This window comes from Clavibacter sp. VKM Ac-2872, from assembly GCF_015351105.1.
Taxonomy (GTDB): Bacteria; Actinomycetota; Actinomycetes; order Actinomycetales; family Microbacteriaceae; genus Clavibacter.
The window spans coordinates 1,820,706-1,843,245 of sequence record NZ_JADKRR010000001.1 but is presented as its reverse complement, the minus strand read 5'-3'; the positions used below and the strand labels follow the sequence as shown (position 1 = coordinate 1,843,245).

At 73.1% G+C, this 22,540-nt stretch carries 21 protein-coding genes and 1 tRNA gene; 15 read left to right on the top strand and 7 right to left on the bottom strand.

The annotated features are described in order from the left end of the window. Nucleotides 1-14: 14 nt before the first annotated feature. The 3 genes from ITJ40_RS08690 to ITJ40_RS08680 all read right to left on the bottom strand — a co-directional run bounded on the left by ITJ40_RS08690 (nt 15) and on the right by ITJ40_RS08680 (nt 2,265). Complete coding sequence (locus ITJ40_RS08690) at nt 15-980, bottom strand: NAD(P)-dependent oxidoreductase (protein WP_194666644.1); 966 nt, start codon at nt 978-980, stop codon at nt 15-17. A gap of 44 nt (nt 981-1,024) precedes the next feature. Next, nucleotides 1,025-2,041, bottom strand: a complete 1,017-nt coding sequence (locus ITJ40_RS08685) for a magnesium and cobalt transport protein CorA (RefSeq protein ID WP_194666643.1) — start codon at nt 2,039-2,041, stop codon at nt 1,025-1,027. 138 nt (nt 2,042-2,179) lie between these two features. Continuing rightward, nucleotides 2,180-2,265, bottom strand: a tRNA-Leu gene (locus ITJ40_RS08680). A gap of 114 nt (nt 2,266-2,379) precedes the next feature. Here ITJ40_RS08680 and ITJ40_RS08675 point away from each other — a divergent pair. From ITJ40_RS08675 to mshC, 3 genes are read left to right on the top strand one after another with little or no spacing between them, the layout of a single operon-like run. Further along, the gene (locus ITJ40_RS08675) at nt 2,380-3,690 is read left to right on the top strand and encodes a M20/M25/M40 family metallo-hydrolase (protein ID WP_194666642.1); all 1,311 of its coding nucleotides are present in this window, start codon (nt 2,380-2,382) and stop codon (nt 3,688-3,690) included. Nucleotides 3,691-3,732: 42 nt separating this feature from the next. Beyond that, nucleotides 3,733-4,551 (top strand): undecaprenyl-diphosphate phosphatase, encoded by an 819-nt coding sequence (locus ITJ40_RS08670; protein WP_194666641.1) that lies wholly within the window; start codon nt 3,733-3,735, stop codon nt 4,549-4,551. A gap of 4 nt (nt 4,552-4,555) precedes the next feature. Beyond that, a complete protein-coding gene (mshC, locus tag ITJ40_RS08665) occupies nt 4,556-5,839 on the top strand; it encodes a cysteine--1-D-myo-inosityl 2-amino-2-deoxy-alpha-D-glucopyranoside ligase (RefSeq protein WP_194666640.1) in 1,284 nt (427 codons plus the stop codon). Nucleotides 5,840-5,879: 40 nt separating this feature from the next. Here mshC and ITJ40_RS08660 read toward each other — a convergent pair whose 3' ends face one another. Next, nucleotides 5,880-6,848, bottom strand: a complete 969-nt coding sequence (locus ITJ40_RS08660) for a PAC2 family protein (protein ID WP_194666639.1) — start codon at nt 6,846-6,848, stop codon at nt 5,880-5,882. 92 nt (nt 6,849-6,940) lie between these two features. Between ITJ40_RS08660 and ITJ40_RS08655 the strand changes: the two genes are divergently transcribed. From ITJ40_RS08655 to lnt, 9 genes are all read left to right on the top strand, one after another. Continuing rightward, on the top strand, nt 6,941-7,636 hold the full coding sequence (locus ITJ40_RS08655) for an HAD family phosphatase (protein WP_194666638.1): 696 nt from the start codon (nt 6,941-6,943) through the stop codon (nt 7,634-7,636). After that, a complete protein-coding gene (locus tag ITJ40_RS08650; RefSeq protein ID WP_194666637.1) occupies nt 7,633-8,697 on the top strand; it encodes a tRNA (adenine-N1)-methyltransferase in 1,065 nt (354 codons plus the stop codon). Before ITJ40_RS08655 ends, ITJ40_RS08650 begins: the two co-directional genes overlap by 4 nt. A gap of 61 nt (nt 8,698-8,758) precedes the next feature. Next, complete coding sequence (locus tag ITJ40_RS08645) at nt 8,759-9,802, top strand: FKBP-type peptidyl-prolyl cis-trans isomerase (protein ID WP_194666636.1); 1,044 nt, start codon at nt 8,759-8,761, stop codon at nt 9,800-9,802. Between the two features lie 48 nt (nt 9,803-9,850). Next, nucleotides 9,851-10,858, top strand: coding sequence for a WYL domain-containing protein (locus tag ITJ40_RS08640; protein ID WP_194666635.1), 1,008 nt, complete (start codon nt 9,851-9,853; stop codon nt 10,856-10,858). Next, entirely contained in the window at nt 10,855-11,844 is a 990-nt protein-coding gene (locus tag ITJ40_RS08635; RefSeq protein WP_194666634.1) for a YafY family protein, read from the top strand. Before ITJ40_RS08640 ends, ITJ40_RS08635 begins: the two co-directional genes overlap by 4 nt. Before the next feature lie 198 nt (nt 11,845-12,042). Next, complete coding sequence (tatA, locus tag ITJ40_RS08630; protein WP_194666633.1) at nt 12,043-12,399, top strand: Sec-independent protein translocase subunit TatA; 357 nt, start codon at nt 12,043-12,045, stop codon at nt 12,397-12,399. A gap of 54 nt (nt 12,400-12,453) precedes the next feature. Further along, nucleotides 12,454-13,206 (top strand): twin-arginine translocase subunit TatC, encoded by a 753-nt coding sequence (tatC, locus tag ITJ40_RS08625; protein ID WP_194666985.1) that lies wholly within the window; start codon nt 12,454-12,456, stop codon nt 13,204-13,206. Between the two features lie 95 nt (nt 13,207-13,301). Next, nucleotides 13,302-15,773: a DEAD/DEAH box helicase gene (locus tag ITJ40_RS08620; RefSeq protein WP_194666632.1), complete on the top strand. Its 2,472-nt coding sequence runs from the start codon at nt 13,302-13,304 to the stop codon at nt 15,771-15,773. Further along, nucleotides 15,770-17,368 (top strand): apolipoprotein N-acyltransferase, encoded by a 1,599-nt coding sequence (gene lnt, locus ITJ40_RS08615; protein ID WP_370532019.1) that lies wholly within the window; start codon nt 15,770-15,772, stop codon nt 17,366-17,368. Before ITJ40_RS08620 ends, lnt begins: the two co-directional genes overlap by 4 nt. 87 nt (nt 17,369-17,455) lie before the next feature. Here lnt and ITJ40_RS08610 read toward each other — a convergent pair whose 3' ends face one another. The 3 genes from ITJ40_RS08610 to ITJ40_RS17435 are packed head-to-tail and all read right to left on the bottom strand — an operon-like array spanning nt 17,456 to nt 18,984. Then, complete coding sequence (locus ITJ40_RS08610; protein ID WP_012038371.1) at nt 17,456-17,821, bottom strand: RNA polymerase-binding protein RbpA; 366 nt, start codon at nt 17,819-17,821, stop codon at nt 17,456-17,458. Between the two features lie 60 nt (nt 17,822-17,881). Beyond that, nucleotides 17,882-18,670 (bottom strand): glycerophosphodiester phosphodiesterase family protein, encoded by a 789-nt coding sequence (locus ITJ40_RS08605; protein ID WP_194666631.1) that lies wholly within the window; start codon nt 18,668-18,670, stop codon nt 17,882-17,884. Beyond that, nucleotides 18,667-18,984: a hypothetical protein gene (locus ITJ40_RS17435; RefSeq protein WP_194666630.1), complete on the bottom strand. Its 318-nt coding sequence runs from the start codon at nt 18,982-18,984 to the stop codon at nt 18,667-18,669. The genes ITJ40_RS08605 and ITJ40_RS17435 overlap by 4 nt, the downstream gene beginning before the upstream one ends. Nucleotides 18,985-19,158: 174 nt before the next feature. On the opposite strand from ITJ40_RS17435, the gene ITJ40_RS08595 reads away from it, so the two are divergent. Genes ITJ40_RS08595 through ITJ40_RS08585 form a run of 3 tightly spaced genes read left to right on the top strand, consistent with a single transcriptional unit; the run spans nt 19,159 to nt 22,532 of the window. Further along, nucleotides 19,159-19,938: an SDR family oxidoreductase gene (locus tag ITJ40_RS08595; RefSeq protein WP_194666629.1), complete on the top strand. Its 780-nt coding sequence runs from the start codon at nt 19,159-19,161 to the stop codon at nt 19,936-19,938. Nucleotides 19,939-19,977: 39 nt separating this feature from the next. Continuing rightward, nucleotides 19,978-22,062, top strand: a complete 2,085-nt coding sequence (locus tag ITJ40_RS08590; protein WP_194666628.1) for a S9 family peptidase — start codon at nt 19,978-19,980, stop codon at nt 22,060-22,062. Beyond that, nucleotides 22,059-22,532 carry an NUDIX hydrolase gene (locus ITJ40_RS08585; RefSeq protein WP_194666627.1) on the top strand — a complete coding sequence of 158 codons (474 nt, stop codon included), beginning with the start codon at nt 22,059-22,061 and terminating at the stop codon, nt 22,530-22,532. The genes ITJ40_RS08590 and ITJ40_RS08585 overlap by 4 nt, the downstream gene beginning before the upstream one ends. The last annotated feature ends 8 nt before the right edge of the window (nt 22,533-22,540 follow it).

The window sequence follows — 22,540 nt, the reverse complement described above, 5'->3', positions numbered from 1 at the left end:
AGGACGCGCCTCGGTCAGCGGGGGAGCGGCACGTCCAGCTCGCCCGCGCGCACCATCCACTCGACGGCCTCGCGGGCCGCCTCCTCGCTCGTGAACCGCGGTGCGTAGCCGAGGACGTCCCGGGCCTTGTCGATGCTCGCGACGTGGCTGCGGCTGAGGTGCTGCCAGCTGGCGTCGGCGTGATCCGGTTCGGTGCGGGCACGGAACCCGTCCCAGTCGAGGTGCTCCAGCTCGGGCTCGCGGCCGAACCAGGAGGCCGCCGCCCGGGCGAACCCGCGCACCGAGAGCGCGCGCTCGGACACGGCGTGGAAGCTCTCGCCGACGCTGGTCTCGCGGTTGGCGATCGCCAGCTGCACGACCTGCGCGACGTCGTCGGCGTGCACGTGGTGCATCGTCTCGCTGCCCGATCCCGGGACGGCGAGCGCGCCGCCGGTGGCGAGCGCGGTCCACACGGCGGGGTCGAGGTTGCCGACGGGGGTGATCACGGGCCAGCCGCCCCCGCTGATGTGGCCCGGGTGCACCACCGTGCACGGCACGCCCCCCGACCGCGACTCCGCGATGAGGTAGCGCTCGATCTCCGCCTTCCGCACGCCGTACTCGCCGAAGGGCTCCTTCGGGTCGTCCTCGCGCAGCGGCAGGGAGGCGCTGAGGCCGTGGGTCCAGATGCTGCCGATGTGGACGAGGTGCCGCACGCGGCCGCGCAGGCCCTCCACGAGGTGCCGCGCCGAGTCGGGGGTGAAGCAGACCAGGTCGACGACGACCTCGGGCGACAGGGCGGCGATCCGCTCCGCGAACGTGCCCGCCGCGTCCTCGGCGTCGCGATCGACGCGCACGCGCTCGACGCGATCCCACAGGGGCGACTCGCGGTACGGCTCGCGCGTCCCGCGGCTCACCGCGACGACATCGTGCCCGGATTCCACGAGTCGGGGGACGAGGAAGGTCCCGATGTGGCCGGTGGCTCCGATGACGACGACGCGCATCCCGTCACCCTATCCCCGCGCCGGACGGCCGACCCGCCCGGCGATCAGATCCAGCCGCGCTTCCGGAACGCCGCGTAGAGGACGACGCCCATGAGGACCATGAGTCCGAGCGCGAGCGGGTAGCCGTATGTCCACTTCAGCTCCGGCATGTTCACGAAGTTCATGCCGTAGATCGTCCCGACGAGGGTGGGCGCGAAGAGGATCGCCGCCCAGGAGGAGATGCGCTTGACCTGGTCGTTCTGGGCGAGGCTCGTCTCGGTGAGCTTCTTCATCTCGTCGTTCTGCCTCTGGCCGACGAGCGTCGTGTGCACCGTGAGCGCGTTCTGCAGCAGGGTCCGGAAGGCGTCGGCACGCTCGGCGACCCGGATGACGTGGTCGTGCACGTCGCGGAAGCCGCGGCGGAGCTCGAGGTCCACCTCGTGCTCCTCGGCGCGCTGGCGGAGGTCGTCGAGGATGGAGCCGAGCGGCGCCGTCGCCCGCTGGAACGCGGTGACCTCGCGCATCAGCGCGTAGATGCGGCGGGAGACGTCGGGGTCGGCGCCGAAGATCTGGTCCTCGATCTCGTCGACGTCGTCCTCGAGGCCCGTCGCGACGGGCCCGTACTCGTCGACGACCTGGTCGAGGATCGCGTACAGCACGGCGCGCGGGCCGAGGGCGAGGAGCTCGCGGTCCTCCTCGAGGCGGTCGCGGACCGCGGAGAGGTCCGGGGACTCCGCATGCCGGATGGTGACCACGAAGTCGGGCCCGACGAACACGTGCAGCTCCCCGAACTCCACGCGCTCGTCGTCGTCGAGGTAGCGCGCCGGGCGCAGCACCACGAACCAGGTGTCGCCGTAGCGCTCCATCTTCGAGCGCTGGTGGCCGCCGAGGGCGTCCTCGACGGCGAGCGGGTGCAGGCCGAACTCGTCGGCGACGCGGTGCAGCTCCTCCGGGTCCGGCCGGTAGAGGCCGATCCACGCGACGCCCTGTCGCGCGCGCATGACCTCGAACGTCTCGTCGAGGCTCTCGGGATCCGCGGTGCGGACCCCCTGGACGTACACGGCGCTGTCGACGACGGTCATCGGATCTCGCTCTCGGGTCGGGAGACCCGCGCGCGGGCCGAGTGCGACTGTAGCCGGGCCCGCCGCGAGAAGAGGGGAGCGGGGCCGGAACGAGGAAGAGCCGGCCGGATCCTCGCGGATCCGACCGGCTCTCGTGTGTGTCCGAAGGGGGACTTGAACCCCCACGCCCTAATACGGGCACTAGCACCTCAAGCTAGCGCGTCTACCAATTCCGCCATCCGGACAGGATGTGCGGCCCGCCGTCTCCGGCTGCCGAGAGACGACATTAGCACGGCCCGGGAGGCTCCCCGACCACCCGGCGGCAGGACGCCCGCGTCCGGCCTCGATAGCGTGGACCCATGACCGACACGCTCCCCGAGGACCTCGACGCCACCGCCCGGATCGCCCGCGACCTCATCCGGTTCGACACGACCAACCACGGCGAGGGCCGCTCGGAGGGGGAGACGGAGGCCGCCCAGTACGTCGAGCAGCAGCTGAAGGACCTGGGTCTCACGCCCGAGCTCATCGACGCGGCGCCCGGTCGCACGAGCGTCCTCGCGCGCATCCCGGGACGCAACAGGGACAAGCCGGCGCTCGTCGTCCACGGGCACCTCGACGTCGTGCCCGCCGACCCCGCGAACTGGTCCGTCGACCCGTTCGGCGGCGTCATCAAGGACGGCATGCTCTGGGGCCGAGGCGCCGTCGACATGAAGAACATGGACGCGATGATGATCACCGCGCTGCAGGAGATCATCACGTCGGGCCGCGCCCCCGAGCGCGACCTGATCATGGGCTTCTTCTCCGACGAGGAGGCGGGCGGCGTGCTCGGCTCCGCCTACGTCGTCGAGAACCGGCCCGAGTGGTTCGCGGGCGCGACCGAGGCCATCAGCGAGGTGGGCGGCTACTCCATCGACCTCGCCGGGAAGCGCGCCTACCTGCTGCAGACCGGCGAGAAGGCCCTCGTCTGGATCCGCCTCGTCGCCACGGGCACCGCGGGCCACGGCTCGCAGGTCAACCGCGACAACGCCGTCACGCGGCTCGCGGGCGCGGTCGCGCGGATCGGCATGGAGGAGTGGCCCGTCCACCTCACCGACACGACGCGCCAACTGCTCGACGAGATCGCCCGCATCGTCGGGGCGGACCCGACGCAGGTCACGCCCGACGACCTCGCGATCGCCACGGGCACGGCCTCGAAGTTCATCGCGGCGACGCTGCGCACCACGACGAACCCGACGCTCCTGCACGCCGGCTACAAGCACAACGTGATCCCGGACACCGCCGAGGCGCTCATCGACATCCGCGTCCTGCCGGGCGAGGAGGACGAGGTGCTCGACCGGGTCCGCGAGCTCGCCGGCGAGGGCGTCGAGGTGCGCATCGTGCACCAGGACGTCGGCCTCGAGAACCCCTTCCAGGGACCGCTCGTGGACGCCATGGTCGCCACCCTCGGGGCGCACGACCCCGAGGCCGAGGTCCTGCCCTACATGCTCTCCGGCGGCACCGACAACAAGGCGCTCAGCCTGCTCGGGATCACCGGATACGGGTTCGCGCCGCTCAAGCTGCCGGCGTCCATGGACTTCCCGTCGATGTTCCACGGCGTCGACGAGCGGGTCCCGCTCGACGCACTAGTCTTCGGGAGGCAGGTCCTCCGCGACCTCCTCCTGAACTACTAGATCCGAGCCCCAGGTGGGCCACCCGACACGTGGAGCGCACGCTTGAGCTATCTCGAGGCGATCATCCTGGGCCTCGTCCAGGGTCTGACCGAATTCCTGCCCATCTCCTCGAGCGCGCACCTCCGCATCGCGGGGCTCTTCATGGGCGGCGACCCGGGCGCCACGTTCACCGCCATCACGCAGCTCGGCACCGAGCTCGCCGTCGTGGTCTTCTTCCGTCGGAAGATCGGCCGCGTGCTCTCGGCGTGGTTCCGCTCGCTCCGCGGCGGCATGCCGAAGGGCGACCCGGACGTGCGCATGGGCTGGCTCGTCATCATCGGCACCATCCCCATCGGCATCGCGGGGTACCTGTTCCAGGACACGATCCGCTCCACGTTCCGCTCGCTCTGGATCGTCGCCATCGTGCTCATCGTCTTCGGCATCCTGCTCGGCCTCGCCGACCGCTACAGCCGCAGCGACCGCGTCGAGAAGGACATGACGTACGGGCACGGCGTCGTCATCGGCATCGCGCAGGCCCTCGCCCTCGTCCCCGGCGTCTCCCGCTCGGGCGCCACCACCACCGCGGCCCGCGCGTTCGGCTACGCCCGTCCGGTGGCCGCGGAGTACTCGTTCCTCCTCGCCGTCCCCGCGGTGTTCGGCAGCGGCCTCTACGAGCTCGTGAAGAGCTTCGACGAGACCGGCCAGGCCGGCGCCGGGCAGACCGCGGTGGCGACCCTCATCGCGTTCATCGTGGGCCTCGCGGTCATCGCGGGCCTGATGCGCTACATCTCCACCCGCACGTTCATGCCCTTCGTGGTCTACCGCGTCGCCCTCGGCGTCGTGCTCCTGGTGCTCCTCGGCACCGGCGCCATCGCGGCCTGATCCCGTGCGCGCCTGGTCACGTCCCGTCGTCCCCGCCGTCGCGGGGGAGCCGCCCGTCCCCACCCTGTTCGACACGAGCGCCGGATCCGTCCGCCCCGCCGAGTGCACGGGCGACGGCCGTGTGGGCCTCTACGTCTGCGGCATCACGCCGTACGACGCGACCCACATCGGCCACGCATCCACCTACCTCGCGTTCGACACGCTGCAGCGCGTCTGGCTCGACCGCGGCTACGACGTCGCGTACGTGCAGAACGTCACCGACGTCGACGACCCGCTGCTCGAGCGCGCGACGGCGACGGGCGTCGACTGGCGGGACCTCGCCGCCTCGCAGGTGGAGCTGTTCCGCACCGACATGGAGGCGCTGCGGATCCTGCCGCCCGACTCCTACGTCGGCGTCACGGAGGTCGTCGACGAGGTCGCGGCCGCGGTCGCCGAGCTCGTCCGGCGCGGCACCGCCTACCCGGTCGCCACGCCCGACGCCGCCGAGCCGGGCGCCACGGACCTCTACTTCGACGTGACCCGCGCCACCGAGGACGGCCCATGGGCCCTCGGCGACGAGAGCGGCTACGACCGCGCCACCATGGCCGCCCTCTCCGCCGAGCGCGGCGGCGACCCCGAGCGGACGGGCAAGCGCGATCCGCTGGATCCGCTCCTGTGGCGCGCCGAGCGCGCGGGCGAGCCGGCATGGGACAGCGTGGTCGGTCGCGGCCGGCCCGGCTGGCACATCGAGTGCGCCGTCATCGCGCTGCGGAAGCTCGACCGGCCGGTCACCGTGCAGGGCGGCGGCTCCGACCTGATCTTCCCGCACCACGAGATGTCGGCGGGACACGCCTCGGCGCTCACCGGCGAGGACTTCGCGTGCGTCTACGCGCACAGCGGCATGGTCGCGTACCAGGGCGAGAAGATGAGCAAGTCGCTCGGCAACCTCGTGCTCGTGTCGCGCCTGCGTGCGGCGGGCGTGGATCCCCGCGCCATCCGGCTCGCGCTCCTCGCGCAGCACTACCGCGCCGACTGGGAGTGGACGGACGCGCTCCTCGCGGAGTCCGTGACGCGTCTCGCCGCGTGGGACGCGTGGGCCGCAGAGGCGGCCTCGGGCGGCGGCGCCGGCACCGAGGGACCGGGCGAGCTCGTGCAGCTGGTGCGCGAGCGGCTCGCCGACGACCTCGACACGCCCGGTGCGATCCTCCTGCTCGACCTCCGCGTCGCGACCGGCGTCCCCGCGACGCCCGTCGAGGTGGCCGCGGTCGACGCGCTGCTCGGCGTGTCGCTCGGGGGCCCGGCGGCCTGACCGCGCTCACCGGCCCTCCGGCGCCGGTCGGCCATCGGGGCTACTGGTCCTTGGGGTCCTTCGGGTCCTTCGGGTCCTTCGGCCGCCACGGCTCCTCGGGCCGGTCGTCGCCGCGCCCGCGCGGCCCGTCTCCGCGGCGGAGGTACTTCTCGAACTCCTGCGCGATGGCCTCGCCGCTCGCCTCGGGGGAGTCGACCGTGTCGCGCGCCTGCTCGAGCTGCTGGATGTAGGACGCCATGTCCTCGTCCTCGCCCGCGAGCTGGTCGATGCCCGTCTCCCACGTGGCCGCCTCCTCGATGAGCTCGCCGCGCGGGATCACCACGTCGACCATCTCCTCCAGCTTGTCGATGAGCGCGAGGGTGGCCTTGGGCGACGGCGCGCTGTGCACGTAGTGCGGCACGGAAGCCCAGAGCGACACCGTGGGCATGCCCATCTCCTCGGCGCGCTGGGCGATGATGCTGAGGATCCCGACGGGGCCCTCGTACGTGCTCCGCTCGATGCCGAGCTCGGTGCGCACGGCGGCGTTCTCGCTCGTGGAGTAGACGGAGATGGGGCGCGTGTGCGGCACGTCGGCGAGCAGCGCGCCGAGCAGCACGACGCCCTCGACGCCGGCGGCGCGCGCCGCGTCGAGCACCTCGGCGGTGAACGCCGTCCAGTGCCTGGACGGCTCGACGCCGAGCAGGAGGTGGATGCTGCCGCCGTTGTCGCCGCTCACGCCGAGCTGCGCGTCGGCGGCCAGGTCCTGGGCGGGTGGGCGCGGGTCCTTCGGGCCGTAGAGCGTGGCGCCGGGCCACTCGAGCTCGCGGGTGCCGTCCTCCGCGAAGCCGATGGTGGGCCGGTTGAACTGGAAGTCGAAGTAGTCCTCCGGATCCACCGACGACACGGCCTCGAGGTCGAGGAGGTCCTTCAGCGCCCGGACCGCTCCGCTGGCGGCCTCGCCCGCGTCGTTCCACCCCTCGAAGGCGACGACCAGCAGCCGTCCGCTCACGAACCTCTCGGCATCCGCCACGTGACTCCCGTTCCGTCTCGCCCTGTGGCCGCCCGGCCGGCGGTCATCGTACGATCCTAGGACGCACCGCCCCGCCGGTAGACTCGCTCCCCGTGATCAGCAACAGACCCGCGGCCGTCCTCTGGGACATGGACGGCACCATCGTGGACACGGAGCCCTACTGGATGGTGGCGGAGGAGGCGCTGGTCGGCTCCTTCGGCGGCACGTGGACGCACGAGGACGGGCTCCGGCTCGTCGGCAACGGGCTCGACGACTCGGCGCGCATCCTCCAGGAGGCGGGAGTGGACCTGCCCGCCGCGGAGATCATCGACCGGCTGAGCGACCGCGTGATGGAGCAGATCCTCGTGGAGGTGCCGTGGCGCCCGGGTGCCCGGGAGCTCCTCCGGGGGATCCGCGAGGCCGGCGTCCCCACCGCGCTCGTCACCATGAGCATCGGCCGGATGGCCCGCCAGGTCGCCGAGGCCGTGCCGTTCGACGCGTTCGACCACGTCGTCGCCGGCGACGACGTCGCCCGCAGCAAGCCGCACCCCGAGGCGTACCTCGCGGCCGCCGACCTGCTGGGCGTCGACATCCGCGACTGCGTGGCCATCGAGGACTCCGTGCCCGGCGTCGCCTCCGCCGTGGCATCCGGCGCCACCGTCGTCGCAGTGCCGCACCACGTGCCGCTGCCCGCCCACGACGCCTACGTGCTCTGGGACACCCTCGCCGGCCGCACGCTCGCCGACCTCGAGGCCGCGCACGCCGACCGCCGAGCCGCGGCCGCGATCCGCGACGAGGTGCGCGCATGACCGTCGACACCGCAGCCGCGCGCTTCAGCGGCCCGTTCCGCGCGGGCGACCGCGTGCAGCTCACCGGCCCCAAGGGCCGCCTCAACACGATCCTGCTCGAGCCGGGCAAGGTGTTCCACACCCACCGCGGCATGATCGACCATGACGACCTCATCGGCCTCCCCGACGGCAGCGTCGTGACGAACAGCGCGGGCATCGAGTGCCTCGCGCTCCGGCCGCTCCTCTCGGACGTCGTCATGTCGATGCCGCGCGGCGCCGCGATCATCTACCCGAAGGACGCCGCGCAGATCCTCGGCCTGGCCGATGTCTTCCCCGGCGCCACCGTCGTGGAGGCGGGCGTCGGATCCGGGGCCCTCTCGATGTGGCTGCTGCGGGCGCTCGGGCCGACCGGCACGCTGCTCTCCTTCGAGCGCCGCGAGGAGTTCGCGGACGTCGCGCGCGGCAACGTCTCGAGCTACTTCGGCCACAGCCCGGAGAACTGGTCCATCACCCTGGGCGACCTGGCGGAGGCGCTGCCGACCGTCACCGAGCCGCATTCCGTCGACCGCGTGGTGCTCGACATGCTCGCGCCCTGGGAGTGCGTCGACGCCGTCGCGGGGGCGCTCACGCCCGGCGGCGTCCTGCTCTGCTACGTCGCCACGGTCACGCAGCTCTCGCGCGTCGCCGAGGCGCTCCGCGACTCCGGGCTCTTCACGAACCCCGACGCGAGCGAGACCATGATCCGCGGCTGGCACGTCGAGGGCCTCGCGGTGCGTCCCGAGCACCGCATGATCGGGCACACCGGGTTCCTCATCACGGCCCGCCGCCTGGCGCCGGGATCCGTCCTGCCGCAGCTCAAGCGCCGCGCGTCCAAGTCCGACTTCAGCGACGAGGACATGGAGGCCTGGACCCCCGGTTCGCTCGGGGAGCGCCGGGTGAGCGACAAGGTCCTGCGCAAGCGCGTCCGCATCGCGGAGCACGGCGCCCAGCTCGCGGGCGCCCGGGACCAGGCGGCGGCGTCCGACGCGGTCGTCCCCGACGACGCGGCCGATGCGCCGGAGCCCGGCGACCCCACCGCCTAGGATGACAGGGCCGATCACGCGGGTGCGTGCCGGCCGCCCCCACCATCGAAAGAGGAGTCACGTGCGCCGTTCCGCCGCGCTCACCGTCTGCGCAGGACTCGTCCTGACGCTCGCCGCCTGCAGCCCCTCCGGCTCCGGATCCGGTGCGGCGGCGGGCTGCACGCCCCTCGCCCAGGCCGGCTCGTCGTCGAGCACGGTCACCGCCACGGGCGACGTCGGCAGCGCGCCCGCGTCGGTCTCGTTCCCCACGCCGCTCAAGCCCTCGGGCGTCGAGGTCTCCACCCTCGTGGAGGGCGACGGGGCGCCCGTGCAGCCGCACCAGGGCATCACGGCCGCGGCATCGATCGTCGACGGCAAGACCGGGAAGGACCTCGCGGCCTACGCGCGCATCGCGCCCAACGCGCGCACCTCCGGCTCGCCGCTGTTCACCCCGGCCTCGCTGCACGAGTCGCTGCCGTACCTCGAGGACGCGATGACGTGCATGCCCGTCGGCTCGCGTCTCGCGGTCACCGTGCCCGTGTCCACGGTGTTCCCCGGCCAGGACCTGTCGGCGCAGGGCCTCGACGCCACCGACGGCCTGGTCCTCATCGTCGACATCACGTCCTCCTTCCCGGAGAGGGCGACCGGCGAGCCGCAGCCCGCCCAGGCCGGCTTCCCGTCCGTCGTCACGACGGACGACGGCATCCCGGGCATCACCATCCCGCCGAGCACGCCGCCCACCGAGTACCGCGACGCGCTGCTCCGCGCAGGAGACGGGGCCGAGGTCGGCGACGGCGACACGGTCACGCTCCAGTACACCGGCGTCGTGTGGGGGACGAGCACGTCGGCCGAGAAGCAGGCCGTGTTCGGATCCAGCTGGACCGGCGGCGGCCCCCTGCAGGTCCCCGCCACCGCCACGACGACCGGACCCTCCACGGGTGCGGCCACCGCGCTGGTCGTGACGCCCGGTCTCGCGAAGGCCCTCGTCGGCAAGCACGTCGGCGACCAGGTCATCGCGGTCGTCCCTCCGGGCGACGGCTTCGGCGACCAGGGCTCGGCCAAGGTGCCCGCGGGATCCACCCTCGTCTACGTGGTGGATATCCTCGGGACGAGCACCACCAAGTAACGACGCATCGCCACCGGCCGGGGGCTGCACCGACGTGAGGACCACCGCGTGCCCGAGACATCCCGCCGATCGACCGTGCCCGTCGAGGAGCGCCTGTTCAGCCTCGTGCTGGCCCTGCTCGCCACCGAGCAGGGACTGACCAAGAACGAGGTCCTCTCGAGCGTCCAGGGGTATCGGCAGCGCTACCGCGCCGGCGGCGACAACGCCAACCTCGAGCGCCAGTTCGAGCGCGACAAGGACGACATCCGCGACCTCGGCGTCCCGCTGGAGACGGTGGAGGCGCCGGGCCAGGAGGGCAACAACCAGCTCCTGCGCTATCGGATCCCGCGCGGTGCCTACGAGCTGCCGGCCGACCTGTCGTTCACGCCGGAGGAGACCACGCTCCTCAACCTCGCGGCCATGGTGTGGCGCGAGGGATCCCTCTCGGGGGAGTCGCGGCGCGCGCTCATCAAGCTGCGCTCGCTCGGCGTGGAGTCCGACGACCCGGTCATCGGATACGCCCCCCGGCTGCGGACGCGCGAGGCGGCGTTCGCGCCGTTGAGCGTCGCGCTGGAGCGGCACGTCCTCGTCTCCTTCGGCTACCTCAAGCCGGGGGAGCGGACCGCCCGGATCCGCACGGTCGCGCCCCTCGCGCTCGTGCAGCACCAGGGCCGCTGGCACCTGCACGGCATCGACCAGGACGCCGACGGCCCGCGCACGTTCCTGCTCTCCCGCATCGTCGACCGCGTGCGCGTGACGAGCCGCGCCTTCGTGCCCGTGGGGGAGGACCACGCCGAGCGTGCCCTCGCCGACCTCGATCGCGTGTGGGCGAACGGCGTGGGGGAGGTCGTGGTGGCTCCCGGATCCGACGCGGAGATCCGCCTCCGTCGCCGCCGCGGGACGGAGGACCTCGGCGACGGGCGCCTCCGCGTGCACTACTCCGACACGAACCTCTTCGCCGACGAGGTCGCGGGCTTCGGCCCGGAGGCCCGGGTGATCGCGCCACCTCGGCTGCGGGACGCCGTGCGCGCCCGCCTCGCGGAGACCGTCGCCGTACACCGGGAGGACGCATCATGACCGACCGCGCCGCGCCGCTCCAGGCGCAGGACAAGCTGGCGTTCCTGCTGGCGCTCGTGCCGTACCTCACCGACCATGGACGCGTCAGCGTCAGCCAGGCGGCCGCGCACTTCCGGGTGCCGCCCGAGCAGATCCGCCAGGCCGTGCGCCTCATCGCCGTGTCGGGCGTCCCCGGATCCACCGCCTCGTACCAGCACGGCGACCTGTTCGACATCGCGTGGGACGACTTCGAGGACAACGACCAGATCGTCATCACCCACATGGTGGCCATCGACGACTCCCCGCGCTTCTCCGCCCGGGAGGCGGCGGCGCTGATCGCCGGGCTCCAGTACGTCTCCTCCCAGGCGGACGCGAGCGATCTCGACCTCGTCGGCCAGCTCATGGCGAAGCTGGCGCGCGGTTCCTCGGCGAGCCCCAGCCAGGTCGCCGTCGCGGCTGGGGCGGGCGACGGCACCCGCGACGACCTGCGTCGCGCCATCGCGGACGAGCGGCGCGTCGAGTTCGACTACCGCAGCCCCCGAGGCGGCACGGAACGCCGCGTCGTGGATCCGCTCCGCCTGGAGTCGATGGACGAGGACTGGTACCTGCGCGGCTGGGACCTGGCCCGCGGGGCCGTCCGCACGTTCCGCCTCGACCGCCTCGACGAGCTCGTCGTCACCGACCTCCCGCCGGAGCACCGGCCGCAGGACGTGGTGCTCGGCGACACCCTCTTCGAGCCGAGCCCCGACGACCTGCGCGTGACCCTCGAGGTCCAGGAGTCGGCGCTGCCGCTCCTGGGGGACTTCGTCGGGGACGAGCGGCCGGAGCCCCTCGCGGGACGGCCGGGCCGCGTCGCGGTCACCGTCCGCGTCGCCCACTACCAGGGGCTCGTGCGCCTGGTGGCGGGCATGGCGGGCGTCGTGGTCGTCACATCGCCACCTGAGGCGCGGGCCGCCGTGACCGAGTGGGCCGAGCGCGCCGAGGCCGCCTACGACGACGCCGACTGAGCCGCGGCACCGAGCGGCGCTCGACCGGGCTCCGAAGACCCGGCATCGGGACGACGCCCCGCGGACCAGTGGTCCGCCCAGCGGAACTCCGGGTGAACCGCAATGCCGCGCAGGGTGTCCTGGCGGGTCCCGACGGTAGACTCGTCTCGGATCCCGACAACGACTGTCCGGCCCCCGACCTGAAGGAACGTGAACCACATGCTCGGAAACCTGACCGGATGGCACCTCGTCATCATCCTCGTCGTCATCGTGCTGCTCTTCGGTTCCACGAAGCTGCCCGCCCTCGCCAAGAGCGTCGGCCAGTCCATGCGCATCTTCAAGGGCGAGGTGAAGACCATGAAGGAGGAGAGCGGCACGGATCGCCGCGACGACCTCCGCGACGAGGACCGGCGCCGCGACGACGACCGCTACCGAGCGGACGACCGCGACCGTCCCCGCGACGCCGCCCCGCGCGACTACGTGCGCCCCGGCGAGTCCCGCGTCGACGAGCCTCGCTACGACGCCCCGCGCTACGACTCCCCGCGCGACGGCGGGGACTCCCGCCCCCGCGCCTGATCCGTGAGCACCACCGAGCGTCCCCGCCAGAAGAAGCGCGACGCGGAGGGACGCATGTCCCTCGTCCAGCACCTGCTGGAGCTCAAGAAGCGGCTGTTCATCGCGGGCGTGGCCATCATCCTCGCGATGGTCGTGGGCTGGATCCTCTCCTCGTTCGTCCTGGAGGCGCTCCGCCAGCCGATCGAGACCATCAACGCGGAGCAGGGGCGCAACGCCAGCCTCAACTTCCCCACCATCACCTCCGCCTTCGACCTGCGCCTGCAGATCGCGCTCTATGTGGGCCTCATCATCTCGAGCCCCGTATGGCTGTACCAGGTGTTCGCGTTCCTGGTCCCCGGCCTCACGAAGACCGAGCGCCGCTACACGTTCGGCTTCTTCTTCTCCGCCGTGCCGCTGTTCCTCGCGGGCTGCGCTGCCGGGTGGTTCGTGCTGCCGCACATCGTCGCGCTGCTCACGCAGTTCGCGGGCGCCGGCGACTCGTCCTTCATCACGGCCCGCGAGTACTTCGACTTCGTGCTCAAGCTCGTCTTCGCGGTGGGCATCGCGTTCGTGCTGCCGGTGTTCCTCGTGCTGTTCAACTTCATGGGGATCCTGAGCGGCGCGACGATCATCAAGTCGTGGCGCATCGCCATCCTGCTCATCATCCTGTTCTGCGCCATCGCCACGCCGGCCGCCGACGTCATGTCGATGTTCCTGCTGGCCGTGCCGATGACGGTGCTGTACCTGGTGGCCGCGGGCATCTCGCTGCTCAACGACCGGCGGCGCGCGCGCAAGGCCGCGGCGATGACGGACGACCTGCTGTCCTGACCCGAGCCGACCACGACGCCCGTCCCGCGAGGGGCGGGCGTCGTCGCGTCCGCGCCCGGCCGGCGCCCGGATCCGGAGCCTAGGATGGCGGCATCGTGACAGACCAGCTCTCGCCCGCGGAACGCTACGCGGCCTCCCGCAGCCGCCGCAGCCTGCCGCTCCTCGAGTCCTTCGCGAGCGGACTGCGCTTCGATCTCGACCCCTTCCAGCGCGCCGCCGCCGAGTCGCTCGAGAACGGGCGCAGCGTGCTCGTGGCGGCGCCGACGGGCGCCGGGAAGACGATCGTGGCGGAGTTCGCGGTGTACCTCGCGATGCAGCGGCCGAGCGCCAAGATCTTCTACACGGCCCCGATGAAGGCGCTCAGCAACCAGAAGTACGCGGAGCTCGTGGCCGAGTACGGCCCCGACGAGGTGGGCCTCCTCACGGGCGACACCAACGTCAACAGCCGCGCGCGCATCGTCGTCATGACGACCGAGGTGCTGCGCAACATGCTCTACGCCGACTCCGACCTGCTCCGCGACCTCGCCTTCGTGATCATGGACGAGGTGCACTACCTGGCCGACCGCTTCCGCGGCGCCGTGTGGGAGGAGGTCATCATCCACCTCCCGCAGACCGTGCGGATGATCTCGCTGAGCGCCACCGTGTCCAACGCCGAGGAGTTCGGCGACTGGTTGCAGGCCGTGCGCGGCGAGACGGACGTGATCGTCTCGGAGGAGCGGCCCGTGCCCCTCGAGCAGCATGTGATCGTGCGGCACCGCATGGTCGACCTCTTCGACTCGTCGGGCCTCGCCGCGACGCACCGCGTCAACCCCGAGCTGGTGCGCATGACGCATGGCGGCGGACGCGAGGCCGTGCGCGTGCGCGGCGGCCAGGGGCACGCGCGAGGCCGCACCGGCGCGGGCGGCGGATCCGGCAGGCGTGCACCCGGTCCGTGGGACCGCGGCCGCATGGACCGGCCCGAGGTGGTCGCCCTCCTCGAGGAGCGGAACCTGCTCCCGGCCATCTTCTTCATCTTCAGCCGCGCGGGCTGCGACGCCGCCGTGAAGCAGGTGCTGCGAGCGGGCGTCCGGCTCACGCACGCGCACGAGCGCGACGAGATCCGCGCCGTCGTGGAGGAGCGCTGCCGCACCCTGCGCGACGAGGACCTCGCCGTCCTCGGCTACTGGGAGTGGCTCGAGGGCCTCGAGCGGGGCGTCGCCGCCCACCACGCCGGCATGCTCCCCGCCTTCAAGGAGGTCGTCGAGGAGCTGTTCCAGCGCAAGCTCGTGAAGGCCGTCTTCGCCACGGAGACGCTCGCGCTCGGGATCAACATGCCCGCCCGCACGGTCGTGCTGGAGCAGCTGGAGAAGTTCAACGGCGAGGCGCGCGTGCCGCTCACGCCGGGGGAGTACACGCAGCTGACCGGTCGCGCGGGCCGGCGCGGCATCGACGTCGAGGGCCACGCGGTCATCCAGTGGAAGGACGGGCTGGATCCGCAGGCCGTCGCCTCGCTCGCGTCCCGTCGCACCTACCCCCTCAACTCGAGCTTCCGGCCCACCTACAACATGGCCGTGAACCTCATCGACCAGTTCGGCCGGGAGCGCACGCGCGAGGTGCTCGAGTCGTCGTTCGCCCAGTTCCAGGCCGACCGCGCGGTCGTCGACCTCGCGCGCAAGGTCCGGACGCAGGAGGAGTCGCTGGCCGGCTACGAGAAGGCCATGGTCTGCCACCTCGGCGACTTCCGCGAGTACTCCGGCCTCCGTCGCGAGCTCAGCGACCTGGAGCGCGCCACCGCGGCCCGCGCCGACATGCAGCAGCCGGGCCAGCACGGCGAGCGGGACAAGCGGCAGCGCCAGCTGACCGACCTCCGCCGTCGGATGAAGGCGCACCCCTGCCACGCCTGCAAGGACCGCGAGTCGCACGCACGCTGGGCGGAGCGCTGGTGGCGCCTCAAGCGGCAGACGGATGCGCTCGGCCAGCAGATCCGCACCCGCACCAACGCGGTGGCCAAGGTCTTCGACCGCGTCACCGAGCTGCTGCTGTCGCTCGGCTACCTCAAGCGCGCCACGGACGGCCAGGTCGCGCCGACGCCCAACGGACGGATGCTCAAGCGCATCTACGGCGACCGCGACCTCCTCATCGCGGAGTGCCTGCGCACGCAGGTGTGGGTGGACCTCGATCCCGCCGCCCTCGCCGCCATGGCCGCCTCGCTGGTCTACCAGCCGCGCCGGGACGAGGGCGACCGCAACGACCGCAACCTCCCGCGCGGCGCATTCCGCGCGGCGCTCGAGCGCACGGAGGAGATCTGGTCACGTCTCGACGACGTGGAGCGCGAGCGCCGCCTGCCGACGACGGATCCGCTCTCGACCGGCCTCTGCGCGCCGATGCACCGCTGGGCGCGCGGCGGCAGCCTCGACGCCGTGCTCGACGAGGCCGACCTCGCGGCCGGCGACTTCGTGCGCTGGACGAAGCAGACGATCGACCTGCTCGACCAGCTCTCGATCGTGGCCGACGGCCCCGTGTCCCGGAACGCCCGCACGGCGCTCGACAGCATCCGGCGCGGCATCGTCGCGTACTCGTCGGTGTGACCGCGCTCGACCGGGCTCCCCGGCGGGAGCGGCGCGTCCCCGCGCCCCTGATCGCGCTCGCGGACGCGGAGCCGATCCGTCCGCCGCTGCCGCTGTGGGGCGCGCTCCTGGCGGCCGCCGCGTCCGGGCCCGTCCTGGACGCCGCGTTCCCCGACCGCGGGCTGTGGCCGCTCGTCTTCCCGGGGATCGCGCTCGTGCTGCTCGCGCTGCGGGGCCGGCGGGCGGGGCCGGCGTTCCTCATCGGTCTCGTGGCCGGGCTGGCGTTCTACCTCACCCACATCGAGTGGGCGTCGCTGTACCTGGGGCCCGTGCCGTGGATCGCGCTGTCGGCCCTGGAATCGCTGTTCGTCGCCGTCGGGGCGGTCGCCATCGCGACGGCGACCCGCTGGATCCCGCGCGCGTTCCCCACGGTCGCCGGGCGCGTGATCCTCCTGCCGGTGGCGGTCGCGGGGCTCTGGACCGCGCGCGAGGCGATCTCCGCGGTCTGGCCCTACGGCGGATTCGCATGGGGTCGGGTGTCGCTGTCCCAGTCGGAGAGCCCGTTCGCGCACCTCGTGACCTGGCTCGGCGTCTCCGGCCTGTCGTTCCTGCTCGTCCTGCTCGTGGCCCTGCTCCTGGAGCTCGCGGCGGAGGAGCGCGTGCGGCGAGGGTCCCGCGCGCTCGTCGCGGGGATCGCCGTCGCCCTCGTGCTCGTCGTGCCCGCGTTCCCCGTGACGACGACGGGGAGCACGCGCGTCGCCGCCGTGCAGGGGAACGCGAAGGCCGGGTACTTCGACGGCGCGCGCTACGGCGACATCCTCCGCGCGCACCTCGCCGCGACCGCGGAGATCCCCGCGGACGCCGGCGTCGACATGGTGGTCTGGCCCGAGAACGCGGCCGACGCGGATCCGCTGCGCGACCCGGGCTCCGCCGCGGCGCTCGACCGCGTGGTCGCGCGGCTCGGCGCCCCGCTCGTCGTGGGCACCGTCACCGAGCGCGACGGCCGCTACTACAACGAGTCGCTCGTGTGGACGGGGGGAGGGGCGACCGACCACTACGACAAGAAGCACCCCGTCCCGTTCGGCGAGTACGTGCCCGACCGCGCGTTCTGGGAGCCGTTCGCCCCCGACCTCATCGGCCTCATCCAGCGCGAGTACACGCCGGGCACCACGGACCAGGTGATGGACGTCGCCGGGGTGACGGCCGGGATCGCCATCTGCTTCGACATCGTCGACGACCAGCTGACGACCGACATGGTCCACGAGGGCGCCGGCCTCATCCTCGCCCAGTCCAACAACGCCGACTTCGGTCGCACGGACGAGAGCGTGCAGCAGCTGGCGATCGCCCGGATGCGCGCGCTCGAGACCGGCCGCAGCGTCGTCAACATCTCGACCGTCGGGACCAGCGCGATCGTCGGACCCGACGGCCGCGACCTCGACCGGCTGCCGTGGTTCACCGCCGGGTCGATGGTGGTCGACGTGCCGACCGCCGACGTCGTCACCCCGGCGATCCTCGTCGGGCGCGACATCGAGTGGCTCGTGTCCGGGCTCGGCCTCGGAGCACTGGCGGTGGCGGGCATCGCGCTCGGGCGCCGCGGCCGCCGCGCCGCCCGCTGACCGGCCACCACCCGCACGCAGAGGAGCACCCCCCGGCGCTGCCGAGGGGTGCTCCTGGTCGTGCGGTTCGCGAGCGGAGGGGTCGGGTCAGGCGCCGATGCGGTGCTGACCGCGCCGCGCGCGGAGGGTGGCGAGGCGCTCCTCGAGGAGCTCCTCCAGCTCGGCGCGCGTCCGGCGCTCGAGCAGCATGTCCCAGTGGCTCCGGGGGACCTTCGCCTCGACCTCGTCGTGGGCGACGGGCGCGCCCTCGGCGTCGAGGAGGCGTCCCTCGAGGCCGCTCTTCGGCGACTCCCACACCTCGGGGACCTCGGCGTCGGCCGAGAACACGACCTCGAACGTGGTGCCGTCGGTGGTGCGGTACGTCTTCCTCTGCCGGGGGGAGAAGCTGACGCCCTCCTCGCTCTGCAGGCTCGTGGACCCGAGCCGCATCCCGCGCAAGCTGCGATCTGCCATGGTGGTCTCCTCTCGCGATGCACTCCCCGTTGTAAACCGTGCGGCTGTGAGGATCCTTTCTCAGGACTCCCGGTTCCCAGGCGAATCCCAGTCCCTGCCGCCGATGGCGGCGAGCGCGAGATCGGGCCGGTCAGTCACGACGCCGTGGATCCCCGCCCTGACCAGGCGGATCATCTCGTCGGGGTCGTCCACCGTCCAGACGTGGACCTCGCGGACGGCGCGGGCGAGCCGCGCGACCATCGCGGGGGAGACGGTGCGGATCCCGAGCACCCGACAGGGCATCTGGACGGCGTCGACGCCGTGGAGGGCCACGCGGACCACCGGTGCGAGCGCGAGCCGCGCGCCGAGGACCGCGAGGACGAGGCGACCCGCGTCCGCGGACGTGGCCGCGCCGGGGAGGAGGGCCAGCGCGCGCCGCCGCCGGGAGCCCGAGAACGACGTGACGAGCACGCGCTCGACGGCGTGGGCGTCGCGGATCGCCCGGGCGGCGGCCGCCGGGGCGTCCCGACCCTTGACGTCGACGTTCAGCCGCGCGTCGGGCAGGGCCGCGAGCAGCTCCCCGAGGGTGGCGACGCGCGCGCCGGATCCGAGGTCGATCGCGCGCAGCTCCGCGAGCGTGACGTCCCGGACACGTGCTCGGCGGCCCGTCAGGCGCCGGAGGTCGGCGTCGTGCCAGAGGACGCACACGCCGTCCGCCGTGACGCGCACGTCGGTCTCGAGGTGGGTGACGCCGAGCTCCCACGCCGCGCGGAAGGCGTCGAGCGTGTTCTCCACGGCGCCCGATCCGGTCCATCCGCGGTGGGCGAGCACGCGGGGCACGTCGCCGGAGAACCACGCGCGGGGTCTCACGCGGGTCGGTCGTCGTCGGCGGGCACGGCCGACGGGTCGCCCGCTCCGGGGTCGTCGCCCGCTCGGGGCCCCTCGACCGGGAGAGCGCGGAGCAGGGCCGGGCGTGCCAGCCGCAGCAGGGCGACCGCCACCACGACGGCCACGAGCGCCTGCAGCCACCAGGGAGCGCCGACGAGGCCGGACAGCAGGGCCACCAGCGCCGCGACGCCGCCGCAGAGCCCCATCAGGTCCATCCGCCGCATCTCCACGACGACCGCCGTGACGATGAGCGCGAGCCAGACGATCCACGCGTGGTCGTCGAGGAGGGCCGTCACCGCTGCTCCCTCGCTCCGTGGACCGGATGCCCCGAACCTAGCCCACCGCCCGGACGGCGGGCGATAGGCTCTCCTGGTCGTCCGCGTGTGTCCCACCCGCGCGGCCCGTCCCGCCCGTCCCTCGCCGGACGACCCGTCGCGCGCATCGGCGCGCACCCCTGGAGGAGTACCGCTGTGAGCACCGTCGACGAGATCCGCCCCTTCGCCCCCGACGAGCTCCGCGGCCGCCGCGCGCTCGTCACCGGCTCCTCCCGCGGCATCGGCGCCGACACGGTCGCGTACCTCGCCGAGGCGGGCGCCGACGTCGTCGTCAACTACCGCAACAAGGCCGCGCGGGCGGAGAAGCTCGTCGCGAAGCTGGTCGAGGGCGGCACGAAGGCCATCGCGGTCGGGGCGGACCTCACGGATCCCGAGTCCGTCGACCGCCTCATGGAGACCGTCCGCGCCGAGCTCGGCGGACTCGACGTGCTCGTCCTGAACGCGTCCGGCGGCATGGAGAGCGGCATGGCCGAGGACTACGCCATGACCCTCAACCGCGACGCGCAGCTGAACGTCCTGCGCAGCGCTCTGCCGCTGCTGTCCGAGGGCGGCCGGGTCGTCTTCGTCACCAGCCACCAGGCCCACTTCATCCGCACCACCGAGACGATGCCCGAGTACGAGGCCGTCGCGCGCAGCAAGCGCGCGGGGGAGGACGCCCTGCGTGAGCTCATCCCGGAGCTCGACGAGCGGGGCATCGGATTCGTCATCGTCTCCGGCGACATGATCGAGGGGACCATCACCGCGACGCTCCTCAGCCGCATGAACCCCGAGGCCATCCAGGAGCGCAAGGAGGCGTCCGGCGGCCTCTACAACGTCTCGCAGTTCGCGGCCGAGGTCGCGCGTGCGGTCGTCGAACCGATCCCCGCCGACCACCTCCGCCTCGTCGGCGACACGAGCAGCTTCCGCCCCGAGTGACCCGTGGCCGGGGGATGCCCCGGGGCTAGGCTCGATCCGATGAAGACCACGGATCTCGACCTCCTCACCTCCGTCTCCCGCCCCGCCGTCTCGCCCGACGGCCGCGTCGCCGTCGTCTCGGTGACGCGCCCGCGGGTGCACGCCGACGCGTACACGGGGCAGCTGTGGGAGGTGACGACGGACGGATCCGCGCCCCCGCGCCGCATCACCCGCGGATTCCGCGACACCTCGCCGCGCCTCTCGCCGGACGGCGGCGTCATCGCGTTCCTCCGCGCCGAGCCGAAGGGGCCGCCGCAGCTGCACGTCGTCCGGGCCACGGGCGGCGAGCCGGTCGCCCTCACGGACGAGCTCCTCGAGGTCGGCGCGTTCGACTGGTCGCCCGACGGCTCGCGCATCGTCTACGCCTCCCGCGTGGCCGCGCCCGGTCGGTACGGGAGCGTCGAGGGCGTGTCGCCCGCGGCCGAGCCCGCCCGCCGGATCACCACCACCAAGTACCTCGCCAACGGGCTGGGCTGGTCGACGGACCGGCACACGCAGCTCTCCCTCGTCGACCTGCCGGCGCTGGACGCGGAGCCGTTCGTGGCCGCCGTCCCGTCCGGCTACCCCGATGCCGCGGACCCCGCGGTGCGCGGGGACGGGTCCGACGCGAAGCCGTCTGCAGCCGAGCGGGCGGGCGTCGGTCCGGTCGTCCGCCTCACCGACGAGCCCGTCGACCACGACGCGCCGCGCTTCTCCGCCGACGGCTCCGAGGTGCTGTTCGTCGCCTCCCGCCACGAGGGCCGGGACGGCGACCTGCTGGCCGGCGCCTATGCCGTCCCCGTCCCTCCTCGCGGTGCCGCGCCGAGCGGCGTGCCGGAGGTGCGCACCCTGGTCTCGCACGAGGCCGGGCTCGGCGTCGCCGAGGTCGCCTCCGTCGCTGGCGGTCGGATCTACCTGCTCGCGCAGGACCTGGGGGAGTCGGGCGTCGACTTCGTCGCGCGGAACACCGCGCTCTACGTGCTCGACGAGGGGGACACCGCGCCGCGCATCCTCACCGATGCCGAGACCGTCGACCTCGGCGGCGGCATCACGGTCGAGGACCGCGACGCCGTCCTCGTCCTCAACGGATCGCGTGGCACCGTGCAGCTGCTGCGCGTCTCCGCGGACGGCGCCACCGAGGCGCTCGTCGACGACCAGGTGGAGATCACCGGCGTCGGCATCGGGGGAGGGGCCGTCGTGGTCGCCCTCACCGATCCGCGCACGCACGGCGACCTCGCGCTCGTGCGCACCGACCGCGCGCCCGAGGCGGGATCCGCGCTCGTCCGGCTCACCGACTTCTCCGCGCCGCTGCGCGAGACGGGGATCCGCCCGCTGCACGAGCTCGTGGTCGAGGGGCGTGACGGCTACCCGGTGCACGGCTGGGTCGTCCTGCCGGAGGGGCAGGGGCCGCACCCGGTCCTCCTCGTGATCCACGGTGGTCCCTACGCCGCCTACGGGGTGCACCTCTTCGACGAGGCGCAGGTCTACGCCGACGCCGGCTACGCGGTACTGCTCTGCAACCCGCGGGGCGCCGCCGGCTACGGCCAGGCGCACGGCCGGGTCATCAAGGAGCGCATGGGCACGGTCGACATGCACGACGTGCTCGACTTCCTGGACGGCGCGATCGCGGTGCACGAGTCCATCGACGGGTCCCGCGCCGGCATCATGGGCGGCTCCTACGGCGGCTACCTCACGGCGTGGACGATCGCGCACGATCACCGCTTCCAGGGCGCCATCGTCGAGCGCGGCTTCCTCGACCCGGAGCTGTTCACCGGCACGAGCGACATCGGGACGTTCTTCGGCGAGGAGTACACGGGCCACGAGGAGGAGACGCGCCGCAGGCAGAGCCCGCAGGCGTTCGCGCACCAGGTGCGCACGCCGACGCTCGTCGTCCACTCCGAGGACGACCTGCGCTGCCCGCTGTCGCAGGCCGAGCGGTACCACCTGGCGCTCGTGCGCGCGGGCGTCGAGACCGAGATGCTCGTCTTCCCGGGCGAGGACCACGAGCTGAGCCGTTCGGGCCGGCCGCGGCACCGCGTGCAGCGGTTCGAGGCGATCCTCGAGTGGTGGGACCGGCACCTCCCGGTCGCCGGCGACGCTCGATGACCGCCGACGACGTCGTGCGGCACGTCCGCGACACCGCGCGGATCCTGCTGGTCGACGAGCGCGACCGGCTTCTGCTGTTCCTCACGAACTACTCGGCGGACGTGGACCTGCCGCCGCGCTGGCTGACGCCGGGCGGCGGGATCGACCCGGGCGAGACGCCCGCCGAGGCCGCGCGCCGCGAGCTGTTCGAGGAGACGGGTCTCCGCGTCGGGTCCGTCGGCGAGCCCGTCTGGGAGCACGACTACGCGCGCCGCCGCATCGACGGCGCGCTCGACGTCGGTCACTCGACCTTCTACCTGGTGCGCGTCGACGCGTTCGCGCCCGTGTCGGACAACTGGATGCCCGACGAGTTCGACGACATCCACGCGCACCGCTGGTTCGCGCTCGACGAGCTCGCGGCGACGGCGGATCCCGTCGAGCCGGCGGAGCTCGTCGAGGTCGCGCGCGAGGTGCTGTCGACCCGGTCGTGACGCGGCAC